The organism is Sphingomonas sp. BT-65 (assembly GCF_026107375.2).
Taxonomy (GTDB): domain Bacteria; phylum Pseudomonadota; class Alphaproteobacteria; order Sphingomonadales; family Sphingomonadaceae; genus Sphingomonas.
Map to the genome: position 1 here is coordinate 412,503 of NZ_JAPCIA010000001.1, position 21,624 is coordinate 434,126.

Here is a 21,624-nt window from a genome sequence, read left to right on the forward strand (position 1 = left end):
CTTTATCCGTTCTTCGTTCTTGTAAGTGCGGCGGGCACGGCGCCTCCCGGCGCCTCTCCGTCCTCGCCGCCGGTTCCCGTCAGCCGCTCGAGCGTCGCCGTGTCGAAGCAGAGCGTGACGAGCGTGCCGCCGCCCGGCCGGTCGGCGAACGCCATCGTCCCGAAATGTTCCTCGACGATCTTCTTGACGATCGCGAGCCCCAGCCCTGTGCCCCGCGCGCGCGTCGTCATATAGGGCTCGACGATCCGCTCGCGCTCGGCGGGCAGGCCGATGCCATTGTCGGCCACGTCGATGAACAGCTGCCCCTCCTCGCCTTCGCGGATCGTCATCGCGACCTCTTTCGCCTCGCCGTCTTCACGCGCTTCCACCGCCTCGATCGCGTTCTTGACGAGGTTGGTCAGCGCCTGGCCCAGCTGGCGGCGGTCGCACACCAATGTCGGCACCGGGTCCGGATGGGTAAGCGTGAAGCGGATCTCGGGCTTCGCGACCTCGTGCAGGAACATCGTTTGCCGCGCGATGTCGAGCAGCGATTCCTCGCGGAAGACCGGCTTGGGCATCCGCGCGAAGGACGAGAATTCGTCGACCATGCGCCGCAGGTCGCCGACCTGCCGCACGATCGTGTCGGTCAGCTTGGCGAAGGTGCCGTCCTCGGCATCGACCTGCTTGCCATAGCGGCGCTGGAGCCGCTCGGCAGCGAGCTGGATCGGGGTCAGCGGGTTCTTGATCTCGTGCGCGATGCGGCGCGCGACGTCGGACCAGGCCGCGCGCCGCTGGTCGAGCAGCTGCTGGGTGATGTCGTCGAAGGTCAGCACCTGCCCCGCCTCGTCGTGGGTGATCTTCACCGCCAGCGTGCGCGCCTCGCCACCGCTGGTGAGCTGGACGATATCCTCGTGCGCCTCGCCGTCGAGCATCCCGTCGAGCTCGGGCGACACCTCCGCGAGCAGCCGCCCGACCGGCGCCTCGCCCGGATTGAGCAGCGCCATGGCGCTGCTGTTGATCAGGCGGATGCGGCGCTTGGCATCGATCGACAGCACGCCCGCGGTGACGCCCGACATCACCGCCTCGATCAGCGCGCGGCGGCTCTCCGACTGGGCATTGGCGTCGACCAGCGCGTTGGTCTGGTCCTGCAAGCGGTCGGTCATGCGGTTGAACGCGGTGGCGAGGATGCCAAGCTCGTCCTGGGACTTCGGCGTCGGCACGCGCGTGCCGAGATCGCCTTCCGCCACGTCATGCGCTGCCTTGACCAGGTCGCCCACCGGCCGAACGAGGCGGTCGGCGATCTCCAGCGCCACCCACACCGCCAACCCCACAATCAGCAGCGACAGCACCAGCAGCGCAACGTTGAACTGGAGCTGCAGTGATCGCGACCGCTCCGTGAGCGAAGTGAAGTCCCGCACCACGGATTCCGAGCGAGTCTTGCGGTCAAGTAGAATGGGATCAATGACGCGGGCCGCGTACAGATAGGTATTGTCACTTCCCGGGAAACGCGTGAGCGCCCGGAACCGTCCCCCGGCGTCCTCGACTACCACCGCTGTGGTGCCAGCCTTCAACTGCCGGATCGCGCTCGGACTAATTTGTTCTTCAATCAATCGGTCATACGGATTGAGAATGACAACAGTCAGGATTTCCCCTGAATCCGCCTGACGAACAATAGCGGCCTCAGATAGCTCGCGCTGTGTTGTCTGGACGAACAGATAGTTGAAAAACTCTCGACTCTCGATCGGCACACCCTCCGAGATCGCTCCCGCGAGGTCCAACGACATCTTCTCCGCGTTCGCGCCTACACGTTGCTTAAGGTCCTCTAGGCTCCCTGCTGCTATCGTCGACGCATTCTCCAGCATCGAGCGAGCGCGGTCGGAGTACCAGAACTCGACGCCGTACTGGAACAGCAGCGAGGCAACGATCGACACGAAGATGGTCGGCACGCTGGCGAGGATCGAGAAGATCGCCACCAGCCGTACGTGCAGCCGCGCCCGTCCCCCGAGTGGCGAGCGCGCCGCGCGCCGCATCGCGATGCGGCGGCCCATCAGCACGATCAGCGCGACCAATGGGACGAGGTTCGACACCAGCAGCAGCGCGACCAGCGGCGGGGTGAGCAGGCGCTGCGATCCGGTATTGCCGCTGATCACGAGATAGGTGGTCAGCATCACGCCGACCGCGATCCCGAACACCGCCAGCTCAAGGATCGGCGTAACCGAGAAGCGCCGCGCGGGCGCTTCAGTCTCGGCAATCGGCTTGGCGACGGCGGTCATCGTTGCATGGCTACAACAAGACCGTTGCCTTGAAAACACACTTATTCGAACAGGCTGCCGCTAGGGCATATCGTCCTGCCGCGCACCGCCGACATCGATCCCCAGCGTATCGAGCCGCTTGCGCAGCGTATTGCGGTTGATCCCCAGCGCCCGCGCCGCGCGCAGCTGGTTCTGGCCGTGGCGCGCGAGCATCGCTTCGATCAGCGGCCGCTCGACCTCGCCGATGATGCGGTCGTAGAGCGTGCCGTCCTCCAACACGTGCGGCTCCTCGATCGCGATCCGCGCCAGCCGCGCATGCACCGCCGCCTCGATCCCCTCGTCGCGCGCCGCCGGAAGCAGCGCCGCCCCCTCGCCCAGCATCGTGCGCACCGCGGCGGCGTCGATCCACTCGTCGCGGTGGAGCGCGGCCATCCGCCGCATCAGATTCTCGAGCTCGCGGACATTTCCCGGCCAGTCATGCGCCTCGAGCGCCGCGATCGCGTCGTCGCCGATCGCCTTGCGCGGCAGCCCGTCCTCCACCGCCCGATCGAGGAAATGGCGCGCGAGCAGCTTGATGTCCTGCCGCCGCTCGCGCAGCGCCGGCAGCGCGATCGGCACCACGTTCAAGCGGTAGAACAGATCCTCGCGGAACGCCCCGGCCACCACCTGGCTCATCAGGTCCTTGTTGGTCGCCGCGACGATGCGCACGTCCGCACGGATCGCCCGCGCCCCGCCCACCGTGGTGAACTCGCCCGATTGCAGCACCCGCAGCAGCCGCGTCTGCGCCTCCATCGGCATGTCGCCGATCTCGTCGAGGAACAGCGTGCCGCCCGACGCCTGCTCGAACTTGCCCGCAACCCGCGCCGCCGCACCGGTGAACGCGCCCTTCTCGTGTCCGAACAACTCGGCCTCGATCAGCTCGCGCGGGATCGCCGCCATGTTGAGCGCGACGAACGGCGCACGGCGCCTTGGCCCCAGGTCGTGGATCGCCTGCGCCACCAGCTCCTTGCCGGTGCCGCTCTCGCCGCTGATCAGCACGGTCAGTTCGTTGGAGACGACGCGCGCGATCACGCGATACACGTCCTGCATCGCCGGCGAACGCCCGATCAGCGACAGCGCATGATCCTCCGCCGCGGGCAGATCGTCGACCAGCCGCCGCCCCCGCGCCAGCGCGCTCCCGACCGCGGTGGTCAGCGCGTCGAGGTCGAACGGCTTGGGGAGATAGTCGAACGCCCCCGCCTCGGTCGCGCGCACCGCGGTCGCCAGCGTGTTCTGCGCCGACAGCACGATCACCGGCAGGTCGGGATATTCCCCGGTCAGCGTCGCCACGAAGTCGAGCCCGTTGCCGTCGGGCAGCACCACGTCGGTGATCACCACGTCGGGGATCGCGCTGCGCATCTCGCGCTTGAGCTCGCCGAGCGACGCGGCGGCGGTCACGCGATGCCCCGCACGGCGCAGCGCCTGGGTCACCACCGTGCGGATCGCGGCATCGTCATCGCAGATCAGGATGGCGCCGGTCACGCTCATGCGTCGCGCTCCCGCCGGCGCCAGACCTTGGCCAGCACGTAAACCCCCAGCCCGATCCAGATCACATTGACCGCCGCCGAAGGCAGCGCGCCGCGGACATAGGTGTTGATCAGCATCCCCGCGGCGCCCAGGACGTTCATCGTCTGATAGATGACGCTCTCCCCATCGAGCCGTTTGGTCGAAACCAGGCCATAGGCCGCCAGCACCAGCACCGCGCCCGCCCAGCCGACGATATCGACCCAGTCCATTGTCATCCGTCGGCCCTCGGCAAATTGACGCGGAACACGGTCATCTCGGGGTCTCCGGCGCGCGCATATTCGACCACCCCGCCCATGTCGCGCACCAGCTTCTCGACCAGCGGCAGCCCCAGCCCCTTGCCCTCGGGCTTGCCCGACACGAACGGCTCGAACAAATGGCTGGCGATGTCCGCCGGCGCGCCGGGGCCGTTGTCGCTCACCGAGAATTCGATCGGCAGCCAGCGCCGCGGCTGGTCGGGCGCGGGCCGCATCGCGACGCCATGCCGGTACTGCGTCGTCAGCACGATCTTCGGCTCGGGCGTGTCCTTGAGTGCTTCGGCGGCATTCTTGAGCAGGTTCATCGCCACCTGCTGGAACGCGTCCTTGTCCATCATCACCGGGGGCAGCGAGGGGTCGAACCGCTCCTCGATCATGATCCCGCGCGCGAACCCGGCCAGCGCCACCCGCCGCGCATGGTCGAGCAGCGGATAGATATTGTGCGGCGCCAGCTTGGGCGGGCGGGTATCGGTGAAGTCCTGCATCCGGTCGATCAGCGCGGCGATGCGATCGACCTCGGTGGTGATCAGCTGGGTGAGCTCCGCCCTGCCTTCTCCACTGTCATCGGCCAGCAGCTGCGCTGCCCCGCGGATACCTGAAAGGGGGTTCTTGATCTCGTGCGCCAGCATCGCCGCCGCGCCGATCGCCGCGCGCGCGCCCGCACTGCGATCCGCCCCCACCGACAGCCGGCGCGAGGTCGGCGCCTGGTGCAGCGTCACGATCCGCCAGCCGGGATGCTCGGCGATCGGTTGCTCGACGAAGTCGACGCGGGTGCGCGGGCTCCGCGTCGGCTCGATCTCGACGTCGAACGCGGCAAAGCCATGCCCGTCGCGCCGCCCGGCATAGCCCTCGGGCGGAGTCACGATGCGGTCGAGCCGCTGGCCGAGCATCGCCTTTTCGCTATGGTTGAGCAGATGCTCGCACGCCATGTTGGCGCGCACCACCCGGTCCTGCGGATCGAGCACCAGAGCGGCCACCGGCAGGCCGCCGAAAATCTCGGTCAGGTCGGGCTCGCCGGGCTGCGGCGGTGGCCTCAGGCCGCTTCTTGGCGGGGCCATGCTTCTTGCGGCTGCCCGCGGAACTGCGCATAGAATTCGTCGAGCATCGCCAGCACCGTTGCCGCCTTCGGCTCCTGGTTCACCTTGTTGCGGAACTCGGCCGAGCCGTGCAGCCCCTTGGTGTACCAGCCAATATGCTTGCGCATCATGTTGACGCCGGTCTCTTCGCCATAGTGGTCGAGCATCATCGCGTAATGCTCTGCGATCAGGGCATATTGCTCGTCGATGCTCGGGTCCGGCCGTTCGCGCGCCTTTTGCTCATCTGGCCCGGACAGCGCGTCCATCACCTGGCGCAACAGCCACGGCTTGCCATAGGCGCCGCGCCCGATCATCACGCCATCCGCGCCGGATTGCTCGAGCGCCATGCGCGCATCGTCGGGCGAACAGATGTCGCCATTGACGATCACCGGGATCGACACCGCGTCCTTGACCTTGCGGACAAAGGCCCAGTCCGCCGATCCCTTGTACATCTGGTTACGGGTGCGCCCGTGAACCGTGATCATCTTCGCGCCGATATCCTCGGCGACGCGCGCCAGTTCGGGCGCGTTGAGGCTGTCATGGCACCAGCCCATGCGCATCTTGACCGTCACCGGCACCTTGACCGCCTTGACGCATGCCTCGATCAGTTGCGCGGCAAGCTCCGGCACGCGCATCAGCGCCGACCCGGCATCGCCATTGGTCACCTTGCGCACCGGGCAGCCCATGTTGATGTCGATGATCGCAGCGCCGCGGTCCTCGTTGAGCTTCGCCGCCTCGCCCATCTCATAGGGGGTGCAGCCGACCAGCTGCATCGACACCGGCTCCTCGATCGGGTCCCATGCCGCCTTCTGGATCGACTGGCGCGTCTCACGGATCGCCGCCTGGCTCGCGATCATCTCGGTGACGTTGAGCCCGGAGCCGTAACGGCGCACGAGCCGGCGGAACGGCAGGTCGGTGACCCCCGTCATCGGCGCGAGCAGCACCGGCGTCTCGATCCGCACCGGGCCGATCTGGATGGGCTTCAACATCGTCATGATTGCCTGAAAAATAGGCAGTGGCCTCTACAGGCGCAATGGCATTGATGCAAGAGAAGGCGCTAGCGCAGATGCGGCAGCCGCCATTCGCCGATCAATGCGGCGGTGCGCAGCGCGAAGATCGTGACGCCGGCAATTGGTTCGGCGACGTCCTGGCGAACCTCGAACCGCCTGACCAGCAGGACGAGCAGGATCGCCCCGGCGACCGCGGCGGTGGCGTAGAAATCCTCGTGCAGGACCGAGGGGACGCGCGCCGTGAGCACGTCGCGAAGCATGCCCCCGCCGCATCCATTGACCGTGGCGATCACCACCACGGCCGCGCTGTTGAGCTTGTAGTCGAGCGACTTGCGGGCGCCCGCCACCGCTGCCAGTGCGAGGCCGACCGCTTCGAAGACGTCGACCGCAAGCGGCGGGGTGAAATCGCCGACATGACCCAGCATCAGCGATGCGGTGATAACCCCCAGTGTCGCCGCCACCGCCAATGCCGCATAGCGCCAGTCGCGGAAGGGAGCCGGCGGATGCTCGCCAAGAAGGAGGTCGCGAATGACCGCTCCGCCGACCGAACCGACGAACGACAGCACGAGGATGCCGAACAGATCCAGATCCGCCTGAACCCCCTTCAGGGCGCATTCGGTCGCCAGCACGAAGGTCGCGGCGAGATCCACACCGTCGAGCACCTTGTCGCGAATGCGATCAGTGGCGGAGTCGTCGGCCTTCATCGTGGCGCCGGCCGGCCGTTGATCTGCGCCATCTTTGCCCTCCACAAAATGTCGCGTTCCTTGCGGTCGAAGCTACTTGGGTGCGCAAGCCGCGCAAGGCCCTAACAACTTTCCTACACGTCCCCCAATCGCTACGCAGCACCGATGCGAAGCGCTGCCTCCCGTTCCTCACGCCACGCCCCGCGACCGCCCTCGCAGCTTCGCGCGCGCGGAGGTGTGACTTTTGGGACTTTCCGTACCGCGACGGTCCGCGCGCCGTGACAACCGCCGCGCTCATTGTTGCTGCCGGAAAGGGCGAACGCGCCGGCGGGACTGTCCCCAAGCAGTTCACCCAACTCTGTGGAAAACCTATGCTTGTGCATAGTGTTACTGCCATGTCCTCGCACCCGGCGATAACCGAAACCACCGTCGTCATCGGCGAGGGGCAGGAAGATCAGGCCCGCTCGGCGTTCGGGGAATCTGTCAACTTCGTCACCGGCGGCGCCGAACGCCGCGACTCGGTCCGCGCCGGCCTTGAGGCGCTGGTCGGCAAGGGCGTCACCCGCGTCCTCATCCACGACGCCGCCCGTCCCTTCCTCCCCGCCGCCGTCATCGACGCCTTGCTCGAAGCGCTCGATCGCGCTCCTGGCGCCGTTCCCGTCCTCCCCGTCGCCGACACGCTCGCGAAAGGCGACACCATTTTGGGCGACAATGTCCCCCGCGCTGGCCTCAACCGCATCCAGACGCCCCAGGCCTTCCACTTTGACGCCATCCTCGCCGCGCACCGCGCCTGGCCCGCAGGCGAGGAAGCCACCGACGACGCCCAGATGCTCCGCCGCATGGGCCAGGACGTCATGCTGGTGCCCGGAGACCCGATGCTCGAAAAGATCACCCACCCAGCTGATTTCGCTGCTGCCGAGGCGCGCCATGCCGCCACCTTGATCTCCCGCAGCGCGACCGGTTTCGACGTCCACCGGTTCGAGGCCGGTCAGGAACTCTGGCTCGGCGGCATCCTCATTCCCCACGACAAGGGCCTGTCGGGCCATAGCGACGCCGATGTCGCGCTCCATGCGATCACCGATGCGCTGCTCGGCACCATCGGCGCGGGCGATATCGGCATGCACTTCCCGCCCGGCGACCCCAAATGGCGCGGCGCCGCCTCGGCGCAGTTCCTCGAGCACGCCGCGGGCCTGGTGCGCGAACAGGGCGGGATCATCGATTTCATCGACCTCACCCTAATCTGCGAGGCACCCAAGATCGGCCCGCACCGCGAGGCGATCCGCGCCAGCATCGCCGCGATCTTGAGCCTGCCGGTGTCGCGGGTTAGCCTCAAGGCGACCACCACCGAGCGCCTTGGTTTCACCGGCCGCGGCGAAGGCATGGCCGCCCAGGCCACCGCCACGGTCCGTTTGCCGGAGTAACCCTATGCGTATCCCCCGTCTCGCCGCCACGGCCCTGCTCTGGGCCGGCCTCGCCGCGTCCACCGCCGCCTCGGCTCAGTCCGCCCGTCCCTGCCTCACCGACAGCGAGGCCGAAGCGCTGTTCCAGGTGATGCTGCCCGACGTGATTCGCGAGCTGGGCCGCGCCTGCCCGCAGCAGCGCTTTCTGCGCCAGCCGAGCGCTGCCTTCATGGCACGGATCAATGCCGGCGTGGCACCCGCGATGCCCGCGGCGCAGGGCGGCATCCGCAAGCTGCTCGGACCCGAAGGCCAGTTCATCGCCGAATCACAGCTCGCGATCCCCGCCGTGCGTTCGATCGTCGTCCCCGCGATCGCCCAGCAGATCCAGCCCGCCGACTGCCCGGGACTCGACAAGATCGTGAGCAATCTCGCACCACTTCCGCCGCGCAATCTCGCCGCCGTGTTCGCCGCGTTGCTCCAGCTCAGTCAGAACGACGAAAAGCGCGCGCCAAGGCTTCCGATATGCCCTATGGCCCGCCCGCGATGATGGACACGATTCTCCCGAGCCAACTGGTCGAGGCCGGCCGCAAGGTCGTCGACGCGAACCGGCTCGCCGGCCGCACCGTGGCGGTCGCCGAAAGCTGCACTGGCGGCCTGGTCTGTGCTGCGATCACCGAAATCCCCGGTTCGTCCGAAGTGCTGACCGGCGGCTTCGTCACCTATTCGAACGACGCCAAGATGGCCGAGCTCAAGGTCAGCCGCGACGTGCTGGAGACCTTCGGTGCGGTCTCGGTGGCCACGGCCTGGAGCATGGCGCAGGGTGCGCTTGAGGAAAGCGGCGCCGATGTCGCGGTGGCGATCACCGGCATCGCCGGTCCCGGCGGCGGGAGCGACAAGAAGCCGGTCGGCCATGTCGTCTTCGCCCGAGCCGAGAAGAATGCCGATCCTGATGTGATCGTCGCGGACACCCGCGAATTCGGCGATATCGGCCGCGGCGGCGTGCGGCTTCAGGCGGCGCTGTGCGCGCTCGAGCTGCTGCTGCCCGGCGAGCCCGCCGCACCCGACGCCGAATCGCCATAGAGCCGCGCCGCGCGCTCCTCGAACGCGTTGATCATCATCCGCAGCGCACGGTCGAACACCTGCCCCGCCAGCATCTCGAACACCCGGCTCTTGAAAGCGAAGTCGACCTCGAAATCGACCAGGCAGCCGCCCTGCCCGTCCGGCCGGAACTGCCAGTCATTGTGCAGATGCCTGAGCGGCCCGTCGAGATAGTCGACCCGGATATGCCCCGGCCGCTGCTTCTCGACGCGGCTGCTGAACGTCTCGCGCAGCCCCTTGAAGCCGACGATCAGGTCCGCGACCATCTCGGTCTCGCTGTCCGAACGGACGCGCACTGCGCTGACCCAGGGCAGGAACTCGCTATAGCGCCCGACATCGGCGACCAGGTCGAACATCTGCTCCGGCGTATAGGGCAGCCGCCGGGTCTCCGAGTGCTTCGGCATCAGGCCGGAACCGCCGCCTTCGCCAGCTTGGCCTCTCGTGCGGCCCTCATCTTCGCGAAGTCGTCGCCGGCGTGATAGCTCGACCGCGTCAGCGGCGAGGACGCGACCAGCAGGAAGCCCTTGGCACGCGCGATCGCGGCATAGGCATCGAACGCCTGCGGGGTGACGAAATCCTGCACCTTGGCGTGACGCGGCGTTGGCTGAAGATACTGGCCCATCGTCAGGAAATCGATGTCGGCCGAGCGCATGTCGTCCATCACCTGGTGCACTTCCAGCCGCTCCTCGCCGAGCCCGAGCATCACGCCCGACTTGGTGAAGATCGACGGATCCAGCTTCTTGACCGTCTCCAGCAGCCGGATCGAGGCATAATAGCGCGCGCCGGGGCGGATCGTCGGATAGAGCCTAGGCACCGTTTCCAGGTTGTGGTTGTAGACGTCGGGCCGCGCCGCGACGATCATCTCGATCGCCTGCTCATGCTTGTTACGGAAATCGGGGGTCAGGATCTCGATCGTGGTCGCCGGGCTCGCCTTGCGGATCGCCTCGATCACCTTGACGAACTGCTTCGCCCCGCCGTCGGGCAGGTCGTCGCGGTCGACCGAGGTGATCACGATATGCTCAAGCCCCATCTGCACCGCCGCTTCGGCGACGTTGTTGGGCTCCATCGGATCGACGGCGCGCGGCATGCCGGTCTTGACGTTGCAGAAGGCGCAGGCGCGGGTGCAGGTGTCGCCCAGGATCATCACCGTCGCGTGCTTCTTGCTCCAGCACTCGCCGATGTTCGGGCAGGCCGCTTCCTCGCACACCGTGGTCAGGCTCTTCGATCGCATCAGCGCGCGGGTTGCTGCAAAGCCGGCCGAAGTCGGCGCTTTCACGCGGATCCAGTCGGGCTTGCGCTGGCGTTCTGGACGGGCTTCGGGGATCGGGGCCATTTCGCTCATGGCGCGCAGATAGCGATCCCGCCCGCGGCTTGCCAGCCCCCACGGCCTGCGCCAATGGGACGCGCATGACTCACACCCACTTCTCCGATCTCATCGCCGGCTATCACCGGTTCCGCGCCGAGGAGTGGCCGCGCGAACATGCGCGCTGGGCGGAACTCAGCCGCGGCCAGAGCCCCAAGGTCATGGTCATCGCCTGCTCGGACAGCCGCGTCGATCCCGCTACGATCTTCGGCACGCACCCCGGCGAGGTGTTCGTGGTGCGCAACGTCGCCAACCTCGTGCCGCCGTTCGAGCTCGGCGGCGGACGCCACGGCGTCAGCGCGGCGCTCGAATTCGCGGTGACCCAGCTCGAGGTGGAGGAGATCGTGGTGATGGGCCATGGCGCGTGCGGCGGCGTCCATGCCGCCTTCTCGCGCCGCTTCGCGGGGGCTGCGCCCGGCGCGGGCGGCTTCATCGACCATTGGGTCGATCTGCTCGACGATGCGCGTACCCGGATCGTGGCCAAGCATGGCCATGGCGCCGAAGCGATCCACGAGCTGGAGCTCGAGACCGTCCGCGTCTCGATCGCCAATCTGCGCACCTTCCCCTGCATCCCCGAGCGCGAGTCGAAGGGATTGCTCACCATCCACGGCGCCTATTTCGCGATCACCGATGGTGTGCTTCACGTCATGGACGAGGGCGGAGCCTTCGCCCCGGCCTGAGCGTCCGCGCACAAAGCATGTGCGAAAAGAACACGGTTCGCGTACGGTCGCCGCGATGACGCAACCTGCGTGGACTCGTCCCTTGTTGTGGGTGCTGCTCGGCATTCTCATCGTCGTGCGGGCCGGGCCGCTTTGTGCGCCGGCCGCCGCGATGACACCGATCGCGCAGGGCACTCTCTCGGAAAGCGCCTGCCATGACGCGCCGGCAAAGCCACAGCCCGATCATCGCACGCCGGACGAGGCGAGATGCAATTCGATCTGCGCTCCGCTTCCCGCACCGATGGCGGCGTTCACGCCCCTGATCATGCCGCCCGCGGCACCCGTCGCGTACATGCCCCCGTTGCTGACCGGCCAGTCGCAGGCTCCGCCACTGCCGCCTCCTCGAACCGCCTAGATCCTCAAAATCGGTTCATTCAACGAAGGACTAGGCAACATGAAGATGATCAAGCTCGCCGGCGCTGCGCTGGCGCTCACCCTTTCGACCACTGCGATGGCCGCCTCCGGCGAGATGGCCTGCTGCAAGGACGGCAAGTGCTGCTGCTGTCAGGAAAAGAAGGAGCAACCCGGCGATCACAAGGATCACCGGGGTAAATAACCCAAGCGTGTGACTGGATGGGTGTCGCGGCCGGACGGCGGCGGCACCCATCTTTTCCGCGGCGTCAAGCTACTTCCCCGCCAGCGCCGCCAGCGCCATCTTCTCGAACGCGAGGTCGATCGCAGGCGGCTTCATCGGCACCTTGGCCTCCAGCTGGTCGGCGATCGCGGTGAGCGCGGCGATCCGCGCCGCCTTGCGGCTGTTGCCGTCGATCACCGTCCATGGCGCGTGCCGGGTGCTCGTCCGCTCGAACATCTCCTCGATCGCGTCGAGATAGTCCGCCCGCCGCGCGCGGTTGCGGAAATCGTCGGGGCCCGTTTTCCAGCGTTTCCACGGATCGTCGAGCCGCTCCGTCAGCTCCTTGTCCTGCTTCTCCTGCGTAATATGAACGAACAGCTTCACCATCGTCGCGCCAGCCTCGATCTGCTGCGCCTCGAAGTCGTTGATCTCGTCATAGCCGCGCTGCCACTCGGCTTTGCTGGCGTAGCCTTCGACCCGCTCGACCAGCACGCGGCCGTACCAGCTGCGATCGAAGATCGCGATGTGGCCCTTGGCCGGCAGCCGCGTCCAGAAGCGCCACAGGAAATGATGCGCCAGCTCATTCTCGCTCGGCGCGCTGATCGGCATCACCTCGAAGAAGCGCGGGTCCCATTGCCCGGTCAGCCGCTTGATGATCCCGCCCTTCCCCGCCGCGTCCCACCCTTCGAGCACCAGGATCGCGGCGCGCTCGTGCACGATATGCGCCACCTGGATGCGCTCCAGCCGCTCCTGCACCTCGGCCAGGGCCTGGTCATAGTCGCCGACGAACTTGTCGCCCTTTTCATAGTCGCTGAGATCGATTTTCATGCGCGGCACCCTAACATCCCTGAATCCGCGCTGAAATGCCCTGCATTTGCGCCTGAGCGGCCTTCGCAGCCGCCCCTTCCCTGAATTATGACAGTTGCATGCGCCGCATTGGTGCATGTGTGCGGGGTTAAGCGAATATGAGTGCTCAGCGTTTGGTGATCGAGGGGCGCGTGCAGCGCGTCGGCTATCGGGATTGGGCAGTGCGCACTGCGCACCAGCTCGGCGTGATCGGGTGGGTCCGCAATCTTCAGGACGGGCGGGTCGAGATTCTGGCGGACGGCGAGGACATGGCGCTCGACACCTTTGTCGACCGCTGCCGCGAAGGGCCGGTGATGGCGCATGTCGAGCGGGTCGACGCGATGCCGGCGGAAGCGGGTAATGTGAAGGGCTTCACCAAGCGCTTCACCGCCTGACGGGTATAGGCCCCTAATCCTCGACCAGTTTCAGCAACCTGCGCTCGACCGGGGCAAGCACCGGGCCGAGCTCGTGTCCGCGCTTGAGCACCGCGCCGGCTTCGTTGACCAGCGCCCACATGCCCTGGCGGTTGCGCAGCGCGGGACGCTTCTCGACGCGGAACTCGGGGCGCTCGGCGGCACGGCGGAAGGCGGCGAAGATCGCGGCGTCGCGGCCGAGTTGGATGGCATAATCCCGCCAGTGCCCGGCTGCGACCATGCGGCCGTAAAGATCGAGGATGCGGGTCAGCTCGACGCGCTCGAACCCCACTTGAGCGGGGCCGCGGAGCGGGAAAGGCGTTACGATCCCCGTCACGCGCGGTCGCGCTGCTCCTCGGTGCCGCGCGTGGTTTCGCGCTCGGCGAGCAGCTCGTCGACGCGCTTGCGCATCGCCTCCAGCTCGCAGCGCATAAGCTCGAGCTTCTGGGTCGCCGGATCGTAGAGCTCGCTGCACGGCGTGCCATAGGGCACGAAGTCCTTCTTCCACTTGCCCGCCTCGACCAAAGTCGCCTTGGCGGGGATGCCGACCATCACCGCGCCCTCGGGCACGTCCCTGGTTACCACCGCATTGGCGCCGATCCGCGCGCGCGCGCTCACCGTGATCGGCCCCAGCACTTGCGCGCCCGATCCGATGATCACGCCGTCCCTCAGCGTCGGATGCCGCTTGCCCGCGACGCCGTTATCGGGGCTAGTGCCGCCCAGCGTCACGCATTGGTAGATGGTCACGTCGTCGCCGATCTCGGCGGTCTCGCCGATCACCACGAAGCCATGGTCGATGAAGAAATTGCGCCCGATCTTCGCACCCGGATGGATGTCGATCCCGGTCAGCCAGCGCGAGGTGTGATTGACGAAGCGCGCGAGGAAGAACAGGTCGGCGCGATACAGCCGGTGCGCGACGCGGTGCCAGAACACCGCCCAAACGCCTGGATAGAGCAGGATTTCCGCACGACTCCGTGGCGCGGGATCCCGCGCGCGAATCGAATCGAGATAGGCTCCGAGACGACGGAACATGCAACAGGCCCCTTTGGTCTGTTCAGCTATTTAGGCTCGGAATGCTGGCTTTTCCAGCTTGGCGCATTTTTCCCGCTTGTCTCGTCTAAACACGATGTATCTTGTAGGGATTGAAACGCCGGGCCACACCCCGGGGCCGCAACCAGCGTGAAAGAGGATTGATGTTCGAAGCCATCGACTTCCAGGCATTGCTTCCCTTCATCGCAGTCGGTTTCGCCGCGCAGATCGTCGACGGCGCGCTGGGCATGGCGTTCGGGGTGATCTCCAGCACCTTGCTGGTCAGCGTTCTCGGCGTTCCGCCCGCCACCGCATCGGCCGGCGTCCACCTCGCGGAATGCTTCACCACCGGCGTTTCGGGCATCAGCCACGCGATTCACAAGAATGTGAACTGGAAGCTGTTCTTCCGCCTCCTCATCCCGGGGGTGATCGGCGGCGTCACCGGCGCTTACCTCCTCACCTCGCTCGACGCCTCGGTCACGCGGCCGTTCGTGATGACCTATCTCGCCGCAATCGGACTCTATCTGCTGTGGCGCGGAATCAGCTTTCCGACCCGCCACCACAAGGAGCCCAGGATCGTCGAGCCGCTCGGCCTCGCTGGCGGTTTCCTCGATGCGGCGGGCGGCGGCGGCTGGGGCCCGGTCGTCACCAGCAACCTGCTGATTCAGGGAACGCAGCCGCGCTACGTGATCGGTACGGTCAACAGCGTCGAGTTCTTCCTGACGCTGTCGGTGTCGATCACCTTCATCCTCCATCTCGGCTTCGCGGCCTTCACCGAAGCCGTGGTGGGGCTGCTGATCGGCGGCGTGATGGCGGCGCCCTTCGGGGCATTCCTCGCCAAGCGCGTACCGACCAAGACGCTGCTGATCCTTGTCGGCATCGTGCTGACGGTCACCAGCAGCTACAGCGTCTATCGCGCTCTCGTCTGATCCGCTCGATCAAATTTAAATCATTGAGTGATTGTCTCGATCAAACCGAACGAGACTTCCTGTTTCACTTGTGCGGCGCTGCAACGTAGATGCGGCGCTGCACAAGCTGCACTGCATCATAACGGAGACACCAGAACATGGCCCTCATCGGAAGCTCGCTCAAGCCGTTCACCGCGACCGCCTTCAAGGAAGGCAAGTTCGTCGACGTCACCGACGCCGACGTGCGCGGCAAATGGGCCGTTTTCTTCTTCTATCCGGCCGACTTCACCTTCGTCTGCCCGACCGAGCTCGAGGACCTCGCCGACGTCTACCCGACTCTCCAGAAGATGGGCGTCGAGGTATATTCGGTCTCGACCGACACGCATTTCAGCCACAAGGCATGGCACGACACCTCGCCCGCGATCGGCAAGATCAACTATTACATGCTGGGTGATCAGAACCACACGCTGTCGACCAATTTCGACGTGCTGCGCGAAGGCCAGGGCCTCGCCGATCGCGGCACCTTCGTGATCGATCCGGAGGGCGTGATCCAGATCGTCGAGATCACCAGCGAGGGCGTCGGCCGCAACGCGCAGGAGCTGCTGCGCAAGATCAAGGCGGCGCAGTATGTTGCAGCGCACCCCGGCGAAGTCTGCCCGGCCAAGTGGGAAGAGGGTGAAGAGACCCTCGCCCCGTCGCTCGACCTCGTCGGCAAGATCTAACACTTCGGCGCCCGCCCCCTCCCCTTGTGCGGGCGCCCAAGCGGCCCAGGGCTAACTTCCCGTAGCCCTGGGCCGTATTGTTTCTGGAATTCAGGAGATTCCGATGCTCGACGCACATCTCAAGCAGCAGCTCGAGGGCTACCTCGTGCACATCCGCGAGTCGGTGGAGCTCGTCGCCAGCCTGGGTGACGATGCCAAGTCGCGCGAGCTCGAAACCCTGCTCACCGAGATCGCCGAGCTGAGCGGCAAGATCACGCTCGTCCGCAGCGACGACAAGCGCAAGCCCAGCTTCATGATCCGCCGCGCTGGCACCGATATCGGCGTCCGCTTCGCCGGCATCCCGATGGGGCACGAATTCACCAGTCTCGTCCTCGCCCTGCTCCAGGTCGGTGGCCATCCGTCCAAGGCGGCGCAGGACGTGATCGAGCAAGTGAAGGGGCTCGAGGGCGAACTGCACTTCGAGACCTATTTCTCGCTGTCGTGCCAGAACTGCCCGGACGTGGTGCAGGCGCTCAACCTGATGGCGGTGCTCAACCCGAACGTCAGCCACGTCGCGATCGACGGCGCGCTGTTCAAGGACGAGGTCGATGCCCGCCAGGTGCTCGCCGTCCCTACCGTGTTCCTCAACGGTGAGCCGTTCGGCTCGGGCCGCATGGAGCTCGAGCAGATCGTGGCGAGGCTCGACAGCGGCGCCGAGGCCAAGGCCGCGGCAAAGCTCGAGGCCAAGGAGCCGTTCGACGTGCTCGTCGTCGGCGGCGGTCCCGCCGGCTCGGCCGCGGCGATCTACACCGCGCGTAAGGGGCTTCGCGTCGGCATCGCCGCCGAGCGCTTCGGTGGCCAGGTGCTCGACACGATGGGCATCGAGAACTTCATCTCGGTCCCCTACACCGAAGGCCCCAAGCTCGCCGCCCAGCTCGAAGGCCACGTCAAGGAAAACGAAGTCGACATCATGAACCTCCAGCGCGCCGACAAGCTGATCCCGGCAACGCGCGAAGGCGGGCTGCACGAGGTCGTGCTGGCCAATGGCGCCAGGCTCAAGGCGAAGACCGTCATCCTCTCCACCGGCGCGCGCTGGCGGCAGATGGGCGTGCCCGGCGAGGACGCGTATCGCAACAAGGGCGTCGCCTATTGCCCGCACTGCGACGGGCCGTTGTTCAAGGGCAAGCGCGTCGCGGTGATCGGCGGCGGCAATTCCGGCGTCGAGGCGGCGATCGATCTCGCCGGGATCGTCGCACACGTCACGCTGATCGAATATGACAGCCAGCTGCGCGCCGACGCGGTGCTCCAGCGCAAGCTCGGCAGCCTGCCCAACGTCAAGGTCATCACCTCGGCGCTCACCACCCGCGTGAACGGCGGCGAGAAGGTGACCGGCCTCACCTACAAGGACCGCAACTCGGGCGCGGAGCACGACATCGAGCTGGAGGGTATCTTCGTCCAGATCGGCCTGGTGCCCAACACCGAGTGGCTCAAGGATTCGATCGCCCTTACCTCGCGTGGCGAGATCGAGATCGACGCGCGCGGCGAGACAAGCCAGCCCGGCATCTTCGCGGCAGGCGACGCGACCACCGTGCCCTACAAGCAGATCGTGATCGCGATGGGCGCCGGCTCGACCGCCGCGCTCTCGGCCTTCGACTATCTCATCCGCCTGCCTGCGGAGGAGATCGAGGCGGCCGCGGCTTGAGTTTCCGGCCGCCGTCCCGGTGCGAAACCGGGACGGCGGCTCTGGAATATATTCACCGCCCCACTTATATCGGCGCCATTCATCGCTTGGATCGATCAATGGCGCAGACCTATCTCCCCACGCTCAAGCAGCTTCAATATCTGGTCGCGCTCAAGGATCACGGCCATTTCGGCCGCGCGGCAGAGGCCAGCTATGTCACCCAGTCCACCCTGTCCGCGGGCCTGCGCGAGCTCGAGACGCTGATCGGCGTCGTCCTGGTCGAGCGCACCCGCCGCGTCGTCCGCTTCACGCCGCTCGGCGAACGGATCGTCGACAAGGCCCGCCGCGTACTGCGCGAGGCGGAAGAACTCGCCGATCTCGCTCGCGCCGCCGGGCGCCCGCTGTCGGGCGAGATGCGGATGAGCGTCATCCCCACTATCGCGCCTTTCCTGCTCCCACGCATCCTCCCTCGGCTCCGCGCCGACTATCCTGATCTCAAGCTGTTCCTGCGTGAGGAGCCGAGCGGGGCGGCGTGCGAGAGCCTGCACACCGGTCGCACCGATTGCGTGCTGCTGGCCCTCCCCTACGCCTGTGGCGACGTCGAGACCGCGCCTTTGTTCGACGACAGGCTGTTCGTCGCCTTCCCCGAGGGCGAGTATGAGCCGGATCACGCCTCGGTCACCCCGGGCGAGATCGACGAGACGCGCCTGCTCCTTCTCGAGGACGGTCATTGCCTCAAGGATCACGCGCTCGCCGCGTGCAACCGGCCCGAATTGCGCGCCGAGGCGACGATGCTCGGCACCTCGCTCCACACCATGGTGCAGATGGTCGACAATGGCCTCGGCGTGACGATGCTCCCCGAAATGGCGCTCGACGCGGGCATCCTCGACCACACCCATGTCGCCGCGCGCCCACTTCAGGCCGACAACCCCGCGCGCCGCATCGCCCTGGTGTGGCGCAAGGCGTCTCCGCGCGAGCGCGATTTCCGCTTGCTCGCCGAGGTGCTGGCTCAGTCGGGCTTGCCGTCCGATCCGCTCCAGCGCGCCGCGGCCTGATCGTCGCCCGCCCGGGCTTCGACCCAGTTCGCCGTCCCGCCGCGCGTTTCGCGCTTCCAGAACGGCGCCTCTGTTTTCAATCGGTCGATCAGGAAGGCGCAGGCATCCAGCGCCTCGCGCCGGTGCGTCGCTGCGGTCGCGACCAGCACCACCCGGTCGCCGGGTTCCATCGGCCCGATTCGATGCACGATCACCGCCGAGAGCAGGCTCCAGCGCGTCATCGCCTGCTCGGCGAGGTCGCACAGCACGCCCTCGGTCATCCCGGGATAATGTTCCAGCTCGAGTCCCGTCACGCCGTCATCGGCGCGCACGATCCCGATGAAGCTCGCCACCGCCCCCGCCCCGGTCTCCTCGATCCCGGCGAGTTCGGTGCCGATATCGATCGGCGCGGGATCGACCGAGACGCGGATCATCCGCCGGTCACCGGCGGGAAGAAGGCCACTTCCGCGACATTGCCCAGCTCGCTGTCGGGCGGCACGAAGCGCTGGTCCACGGCAGCGCGCAGCTTCGTAAGGTCGCCTAGCGCGTCGGCGTGGCCGTCGCTCCGTCCCTTCAGCCAATCCGCGAGATCCGCGACGGTGCGCACGGCCTCGGGCGGCTCGACCGTCTCCTCTCCGGTGCCGATGCGCTCGCGAACCCAGGCGAAATAGAGCAGCCGCATCAGCTGTCCATATGCTTCAGGCCGACGCGGAGGTAATCCCAGCCGGTGATCAGCGTCAGCAGCGCCGCAGCCCACAACATCACCAGGCTCACGTCATGCACCCATGGCCAGCCGGGCACTGCCCCCGCCAGCACCAGCCCGCCGAGCGACGCCAGCTGCAACGCCGTCTTCCACTTGGCCAGCGCCGAGACGGGCACCGACACCTGGATTCCGCCCAGGAACTCGCGCAGCCCAGACACCGCGATCTCGCGCAGCAGGATGACCAGCGCGGCGATCATGTGCAGGTCGGCGATGATCCCCTTGGCGCACAGGATCAGGATCACCGCCGCGACCATGATCTTGTCGGCGATCGGATCGAGGAAGATGCCGAGCTTCGACACCGTCCCGCGCGAGCGCGCGAGATAGCCGTCGAAATAGTCGGTGATCCCCATCAGGCAGTAGGTCGCGAAGGCGAGCGCATAGCCCGTCTCCCATTCCCGCCACCACAGGAAGAAGACGAGCAGCGGCACGGTGACGATCCGCGACAGGGTCAGGATATTGGGCAGGGTCAGCATCGGCCCCTGCTCTAGCATCGCCGGCGCCCGCAATCATCCCCCGGGATGCGCGGGCGCTGACACCGGTTTGTCACATCGCGCCGATAGCGGTTGCCGCCACCTGCCCCGCCCGGCTATGCCCGGCTCAGTTTCGACGGACGAAGGCCCGCCAACCACATGATCAACGCGCTCGGATTGCTCAAGGAGCGCCGGTTTCTCCCCCTTTTCACCACGCAGTTCCTGGGGGCGTTCAACGACAATCTGTTCAAGACCGCGCTGGTTCTGTTCGCCACCTATCAGGTGTTCAACGATCCCCAGCAGGAAAGCTATTTCAACGCGCTGGCGACGGGCCTCGCGATCCTGCCCTTCTTCGTCCTCTCCGCGCTCTCGGGGCAGCTCGCCGACACCTATGACAAGGCGCGCATCATCCGCATCGTCAAGACGGTCGAGATCGGCATCATGCTGTTCGGCGGCGCGGGCATCTATGTCGCGAAGATCGGCTACACCAATCTCGGCATCGGCATGATGCTCGGCGCGGTGTTCATGCTCGGCACCCACTCGACCTTTTTCGGCCCGATCAAATACGCGATCCTGCCCCAGCATCTGAAGGATGACGAGGTGCTCGGCGGCACCGGCCTGGTCGAGGCCGCGACCTATCTCTCGATCCTGCTGGGTACGGTGATTGCGGGCTGGGTCTCGGTCGAAACCGCGGGATTCCTGACGCTGGCGGTCGCCGCGATCGGCTGGTTCACCGGACGCCTTGTGCCGCCCGCGCCGCGCGCCGGACCGATGCTCGACATCAACTACAACCCGGTCACCTCCTCGTGGCGCCTGGTCGCCGCGACGATGCACATCCCGCGCCTGTTCCTCGCGATCTGCGCGATCAGCTTCTTCTGGACGATCGGATCGGTGCTGATCGTGATCTTCCCCCCGCTCGCCAAGAACCTGCTCACCGCCGACGAGCGCGTCGCTAGCCTGATGATCGCGATCTTCTCGGTCGGCGTCGCGATCGGATCGATCATCATCAACGCCATGCTCAAGGGCAAGATCTCCGCCAAATACTCGCCGATGTCGGTGATCCTGATGGCGGTGATCGTCGGCATCCTCTCGATCGAGGCGCGCTTCTGGGTGCCGGCGCCCAATGGCGGCCTCTACGGCGTGCTCGAATTCGTGGTGATGCCGCAGGCCTGGCTGTTGCTGCTGACGCTGATGGGCATCTCGATCACCGGCGGCATGTTCGTGGTGCCGCTCTACGCCTTCCTCACCACCACCGTGACCAAGGACCAGACTGCGCGCACCGTCGCCGCCAACAACATCGTCAACGCCGGTGCGATGACGATCGGCGCGATTGTGGTGATCGCGATCACCGCCGCCGGGGTTGGACCCGAGGATATGCTGCTACTGGTGTGCGCCATGTGCCTCGTCTCCGCCTGGATCGCGCAGAAGCTGCACCTCGCCTGCGACTAGGCGGCGTGGACGACCTTCTTCAGAGGAAGAAGGTGTAGAAGCAGACGAAGAACGCGCAGTAGCTCAGCACGAACAGCTTGAGGTCGCTGTCGTCCTCGCGCTTGCGGACGTTCGCGCGGATCACGGGCAGCGTGGCCCGGAACGGGTGCCCTTCGCTCGGGCGGCCGAGGATCGCCTGGTCTCGCATCGCCGACAGTTAACGTTTTGTTTACGATTTCGGCCATGCCGGATGATGGTTAACGCCGTCCGGATTTGGGACGCGAGGCGCCGTCCCCTGTCCAACCCGTCAATCTTCGCCAGCCTATTGCGTGATGTTATACTATATCCTATCCGGCTCACGGTTCAGACAGCAAATG

Annotated in this window: 27 protein-coding genes; 12 read left to right on the forward strand and 15 right to left on the reverse strand. The window is 66.6% G+C overall.

Annotated features, from left to right (window positions below):
• Positions 1-2: 2 nt before the first annotated feature.
• The 6 genes from OK349_RS02055 to OK349_RS02080 all read right to left on the reverse strand — a co-directional run bounded on the left by OK349_RS02055 (position 3) and on the right by OK349_RS02080 (position 6,841).
• Positions 3-2,252, reverse strand: coding sequence for a sensor histidine kinase (locus tag OK349_RS02055; RefSeq protein WP_265116170.1), 2,250 nt, complete (start codon positions 2,250-2,252; stop codon positions 3-5).
• Positions 2,253-2,312: 60 nt separating this feature from the next.
• The gene (ntrC, locus tag OK349_RS02060; protein WP_265116171.1) at positions 2,313-3,758 is read right to left on the reverse strand and encodes a nitrogen regulation protein NR(I); all 1,446 of its coding nucleotides are present in this window, start codon (positions 3,756-3,758) and stop codon (positions 2,313-2,315) included.
• The gene (locus tag OK349_RS02065; protein WP_265116172.1) at positions 3,755-4,006 is read right to left on the reverse strand and encodes a CBU_0592 family membrane protein; all 252 of its coding nucleotides are present in this window, start codon (positions 4,004-4,006) and stop codon (positions 3,755-3,757) included. Before OK349_RS02065 ends, ntrC begins: the two co-directional genes overlap by 4 nt.
• Positions 4,007-4,008: 2 nt before the next feature.
• A complete protein-coding gene (locus tag OK349_RS02070; protein ID WP_265116173.1) occupies positions 4,009-5,109 on the reverse strand; it encodes a two-component system sensor histidine kinase NtrB in 1,101 nt (366 codons plus the stop codon).
• Complete coding sequence (gene dusB / locus OK349_RS02075; RefSeq protein ID WP_265116174.1) at positions 5,085-6,122, reverse strand: tRNA dihydrouridine synthase DusB; 1,038 nt, start codon at positions 6,120-6,122, stop codon at positions 5,085-5,087. The genes OK349_RS02070 and dusB overlap by 25 nt, the downstream gene beginning before the upstream one ends.
• Before the next feature lie 62 nt (positions 6,123-6,184).
• Positions 6,185-6,841, reverse strand: coding sequence for a trimeric intracellular cation channel family protein (locus OK349_RS02080; protein ID WP_265116175.1), 657 nt, complete (start codon positions 6,839-6,841; stop codon positions 6,185-6,187).
• A 257-nt stretch (positions 6,842-7,098) separates the two neighbouring features.
• On the opposite strand from OK349_RS02080, the gene OK349_RS02085 reads away from it, so the two are divergent.
• The 3 genes from OK349_RS02085 to OK349_RS02095 are packed head-to-tail and all read left to right on the forward strand — an operon-like array spanning position 7,099 to position 9,300.
• On the forward strand, positions 7,099-8,241 hold the full coding sequence (locus OK349_RS02085) for a bifunctional 2-C-methyl-D-erythritol 4-phosphate cytidylyltransferase/2-C-methyl-D-erythritol 2,4-cyclodiphosphate synthase (protein WP_265116176.1): 1,143 nt from the start codon (positions 7,099-7,101) through the stop codon (positions 8,239-8,241).
• A 4-nt stretch (positions 8,242-8,245) separates the two neighbouring features.
• Positions 8,246-8,767, forward strand: coding sequence for a hypothetical protein (locus OK349_RS02090; RefSeq protein WP_265116177.1), 522 nt, complete (start codon positions 8,246-8,248; stop codon positions 8,765-8,767).
• Positions 8,764-9,300: a CinA family protein gene (locus OK349_RS02095; protein WP_265118510.1), complete on the forward strand. Its 537-nt coding sequence runs from the start codon at positions 8,764-8,766 to the stop codon at positions 9,298-9,300. The genes OK349_RS02090 and OK349_RS02095 overlap by 4 nt, the downstream gene beginning before the upstream one ends.
• Here OK349_RS02095 and OK349_RS02100 read toward each other — a convergent pair.
• The gene (locus OK349_RS02100) at positions 9,228-9,722 is read right to left on the reverse strand and encodes a type II toxin-antitoxin system RatA family toxin (RefSeq protein WP_265116178.1); all 495 of its coding nucleotides are present in this window, start codon (positions 9,720-9,722) and stop codon (positions 9,228-9,230) included. The genes OK349_RS02095 and OK349_RS02100 overlap by 73 nt on opposite strands.
• A complete protein-coding gene (gene lipA / locus OK349_RS02105; protein WP_265116179.1) occupies positions 9,722-10,660 on the reverse strand; it encodes a lipoyl synthase in 939 nt (312 codons plus the stop codon). The genes OK349_RS02100 and lipA overlap by 1 nt, the downstream gene beginning before the upstream one ends.
• 65 nt (positions 10,661-10,725) lie before the next feature.
• Between lipA and OK349_RS02110 the strand changes: the two genes are divergently transcribed.
• From OK349_RS02110 to OK349_RS02120, 3 genes are read left to right on the forward strand one after another with little or no spacing between them, the layout of a single operon-like run.
• Positions 10,726-11,361 (forward strand): carbonic anhydrase, encoded by a 636-nt coding sequence (locus tag OK349_RS02110; RefSeq protein WP_265116180.1) that lies wholly within the window; start codon positions 10,726-10,728, stop codon positions 11,359-11,361.
• A 55-nt stretch (positions 11,362-11,416) separates the two neighbouring features.
• On the forward strand, positions 11,417-11,755 hold the full coding sequence (locus OK349_RS02115) for a hypothetical protein (protein WP_265116181.1): 339 nt from the start codon (positions 11,417-11,419) through the stop codon (positions 11,753-11,755).
• A gap of 39 nt (positions 11,756-11,794) precedes the next feature.
• Positions 11,795-11,956: a hypothetical protein gene (locus OK349_RS02120; RefSeq protein WP_265116182.1), complete on the forward strand. Its 162-nt coding sequence runs from the start codon at positions 11,795-11,797 to the stop codon at positions 11,954-11,956.
• 69 nt (positions 11,957-12,025) lie between these two features.
• Here OK349_RS02120 and OK349_RS02125 read toward each other — a convergent pair whose 3' ends face one another.
• Entirely contained in the window at positions 12,026-12,802 is a 777-nt protein-coding gene (locus OK349_RS02125) for a polyphosphate kinase 2 family protein (RefSeq protein ID WP_265116183.1), read from the reverse strand.
• A 137-nt stretch (positions 12,803-12,939) separates the two neighbouring features.
• On the opposite strand from OK349_RS02125, the gene OK349_RS02130 reads away from it, so the two are divergent.
• The gene (locus OK349_RS02130) at positions 12,940-13,215 is read left to right on the forward strand and encodes an acylphosphatase (RefSeq protein ID WP_265116184.1); all 276 of its coding nucleotides are present in this window, start codon (positions 12,940-12,942) and stop codon (positions 13,213-13,215) included.
• 13 nt (positions 13,216-13,228) lie between these two features.
• Here the strand turns inward: OK349_RS02130 and OK349_RS02135 are convergent, their stop codons facing one another.
• Positions 13,229-13,570, reverse strand: a complete 342-nt coding sequence (locus OK349_RS02135; protein WP_265116185.1) for a DUF2794 domain-containing protein — start codon at positions 13,568-13,570, stop codon at positions 13,229-13,231.
• The gene (gene epsC / locus OK349_RS02140; RefSeq protein WP_265116186.1) at positions 13,567-14,265 is read right to left on the reverse strand and encodes a serine O-acetyltransferase EpsC; all 699 of its coding nucleotides are present in this window, start codon (positions 14,263-14,265) and stop codon (positions 13,567-13,569) included. Before epsC ends, OK349_RS02135 begins: the two co-directional genes overlap by 4 nt.
• Positions 14,266-14,426: 161 nt before the next feature.
• On the opposite strand from epsC, the gene OK349_RS02145 reads away from it, so the two are divergent.
• The 4 genes from OK349_RS02145 (at position 14,427) to OK349_RS02160 (ending at position 18,607) form a co-directional block, all read left to right on the forward strand.
• The gene (locus OK349_RS02145; RefSeq protein WP_265116187.1) at positions 14,427-15,191 is read left to right on the forward strand and encodes a sulfite exporter TauE/SafE family protein; all 765 of its coding nucleotides are present in this window, start codon (positions 14,427-14,429) and stop codon (positions 15,189-15,191) included.
• 137 nt (positions 15,192-15,328) lie between these two features.
• Positions 15,329-15,892, forward strand: coding sequence for an alkyl hydroperoxide reductase subunit C (gene ahpC, locus OK349_RS02150; protein WP_265116188.1), 564 nt, complete (start codon positions 15,329-15,331; stop codon positions 15,890-15,892).
• 103 nt (positions 15,893-15,995) lie between these two features.
• Complete coding sequence (gene ahpF / locus OK349_RS02155) at positions 15,996-17,573, forward strand: alkyl hydroperoxide reductase subunit F (RefSeq protein WP_265116189.1); 1,578 nt, start codon at positions 15,996-15,998, stop codon at positions 17,571-17,573.
• 98 nt (positions 17,574-17,671) lie between these two features.
• On the forward strand, positions 17,672-18,607 hold the full coding sequence (locus tag OK349_RS02160) for a hydrogen peroxide-inducible genes activator (RefSeq protein ID WP_265116190.1): 936 nt from the start codon (positions 17,672-17,674) through the stop codon (positions 18,605-18,607).
• Here OK349_RS02160 and OK349_RS02165 read toward each other — a convergent pair.
• From OK349_RS02165 to pgsA, 3 genes are read right to left on the reverse strand one after another with little or no spacing between them, the layout of a single operon-like run.
• Positions 18,562-19,020 (reverse strand): molybdenum cofactor biosynthesis protein MoaE, encoded by a 459-nt coding sequence (locus OK349_RS02165; protein ID WP_265116191.1) that lies wholly within the window; start codon positions 19,018-19,020, stop codon positions 18,562-18,564. The genes OK349_RS02160 and OK349_RS02165 overlap by 46 nt on opposite strands.
• A complete protein-coding gene (gene moaD / locus OK349_RS02170; protein ID WP_265116192.1) occupies positions 19,017-19,268 on the reverse strand; it encodes a molybdopterin converting factor subunit 1 in 252 nt (83 codons plus the stop codon). The genes OK349_RS02165 and moaD overlap by 4 nt, the downstream gene beginning before the upstream one ends.
• On the reverse strand, positions 19,268-19,822 hold the full coding sequence (gene pgsA, locus OK349_RS02175) for a CDP-diacylglycerol--glycerol-3-phosphate 3-phosphatidyltransferase (protein WP_265116193.1): 555 nt from the start codon (positions 19,820-19,822) through the stop codon (positions 19,268-19,270). The genes moaD and pgsA overlap by 1 nt, the downstream gene beginning before the upstream one ends.
• 156 nt (positions 19,823-19,978) lie before the next feature.
• On the opposite strand from pgsA, the gene OK349_RS02180 reads away from it, so the two are divergent.
• Positions 19,979-21,268 carry an MFS transporter gene (locus OK349_RS02180; protein WP_265116194.1) on the forward strand — a complete coding sequence of 430 codons (1,290 nt, stop codon included), beginning with the start codon at positions 19,979-19,981 and terminating at the stop codon, positions 21,266-21,268.
• A gap of 19 nt (positions 21,269-21,287) precedes the next feature.
• Here OK349_RS02180 and OK349_RS02185 read toward each other — a convergent pair whose 3' ends face one another.
• The gene (locus OK349_RS02185; RefSeq protein WP_265116195.1) at positions 21,288-21,455 is read right to left on the reverse strand and encodes a hypothetical protein; all 168 of its coding nucleotides are present in this window, start codon (positions 21,453-21,455) and stop codon (positions 21,288-21,290) included.
• Between the last annotated feature and the right edge of the window lie 169 nt (positions 21,456-21,624).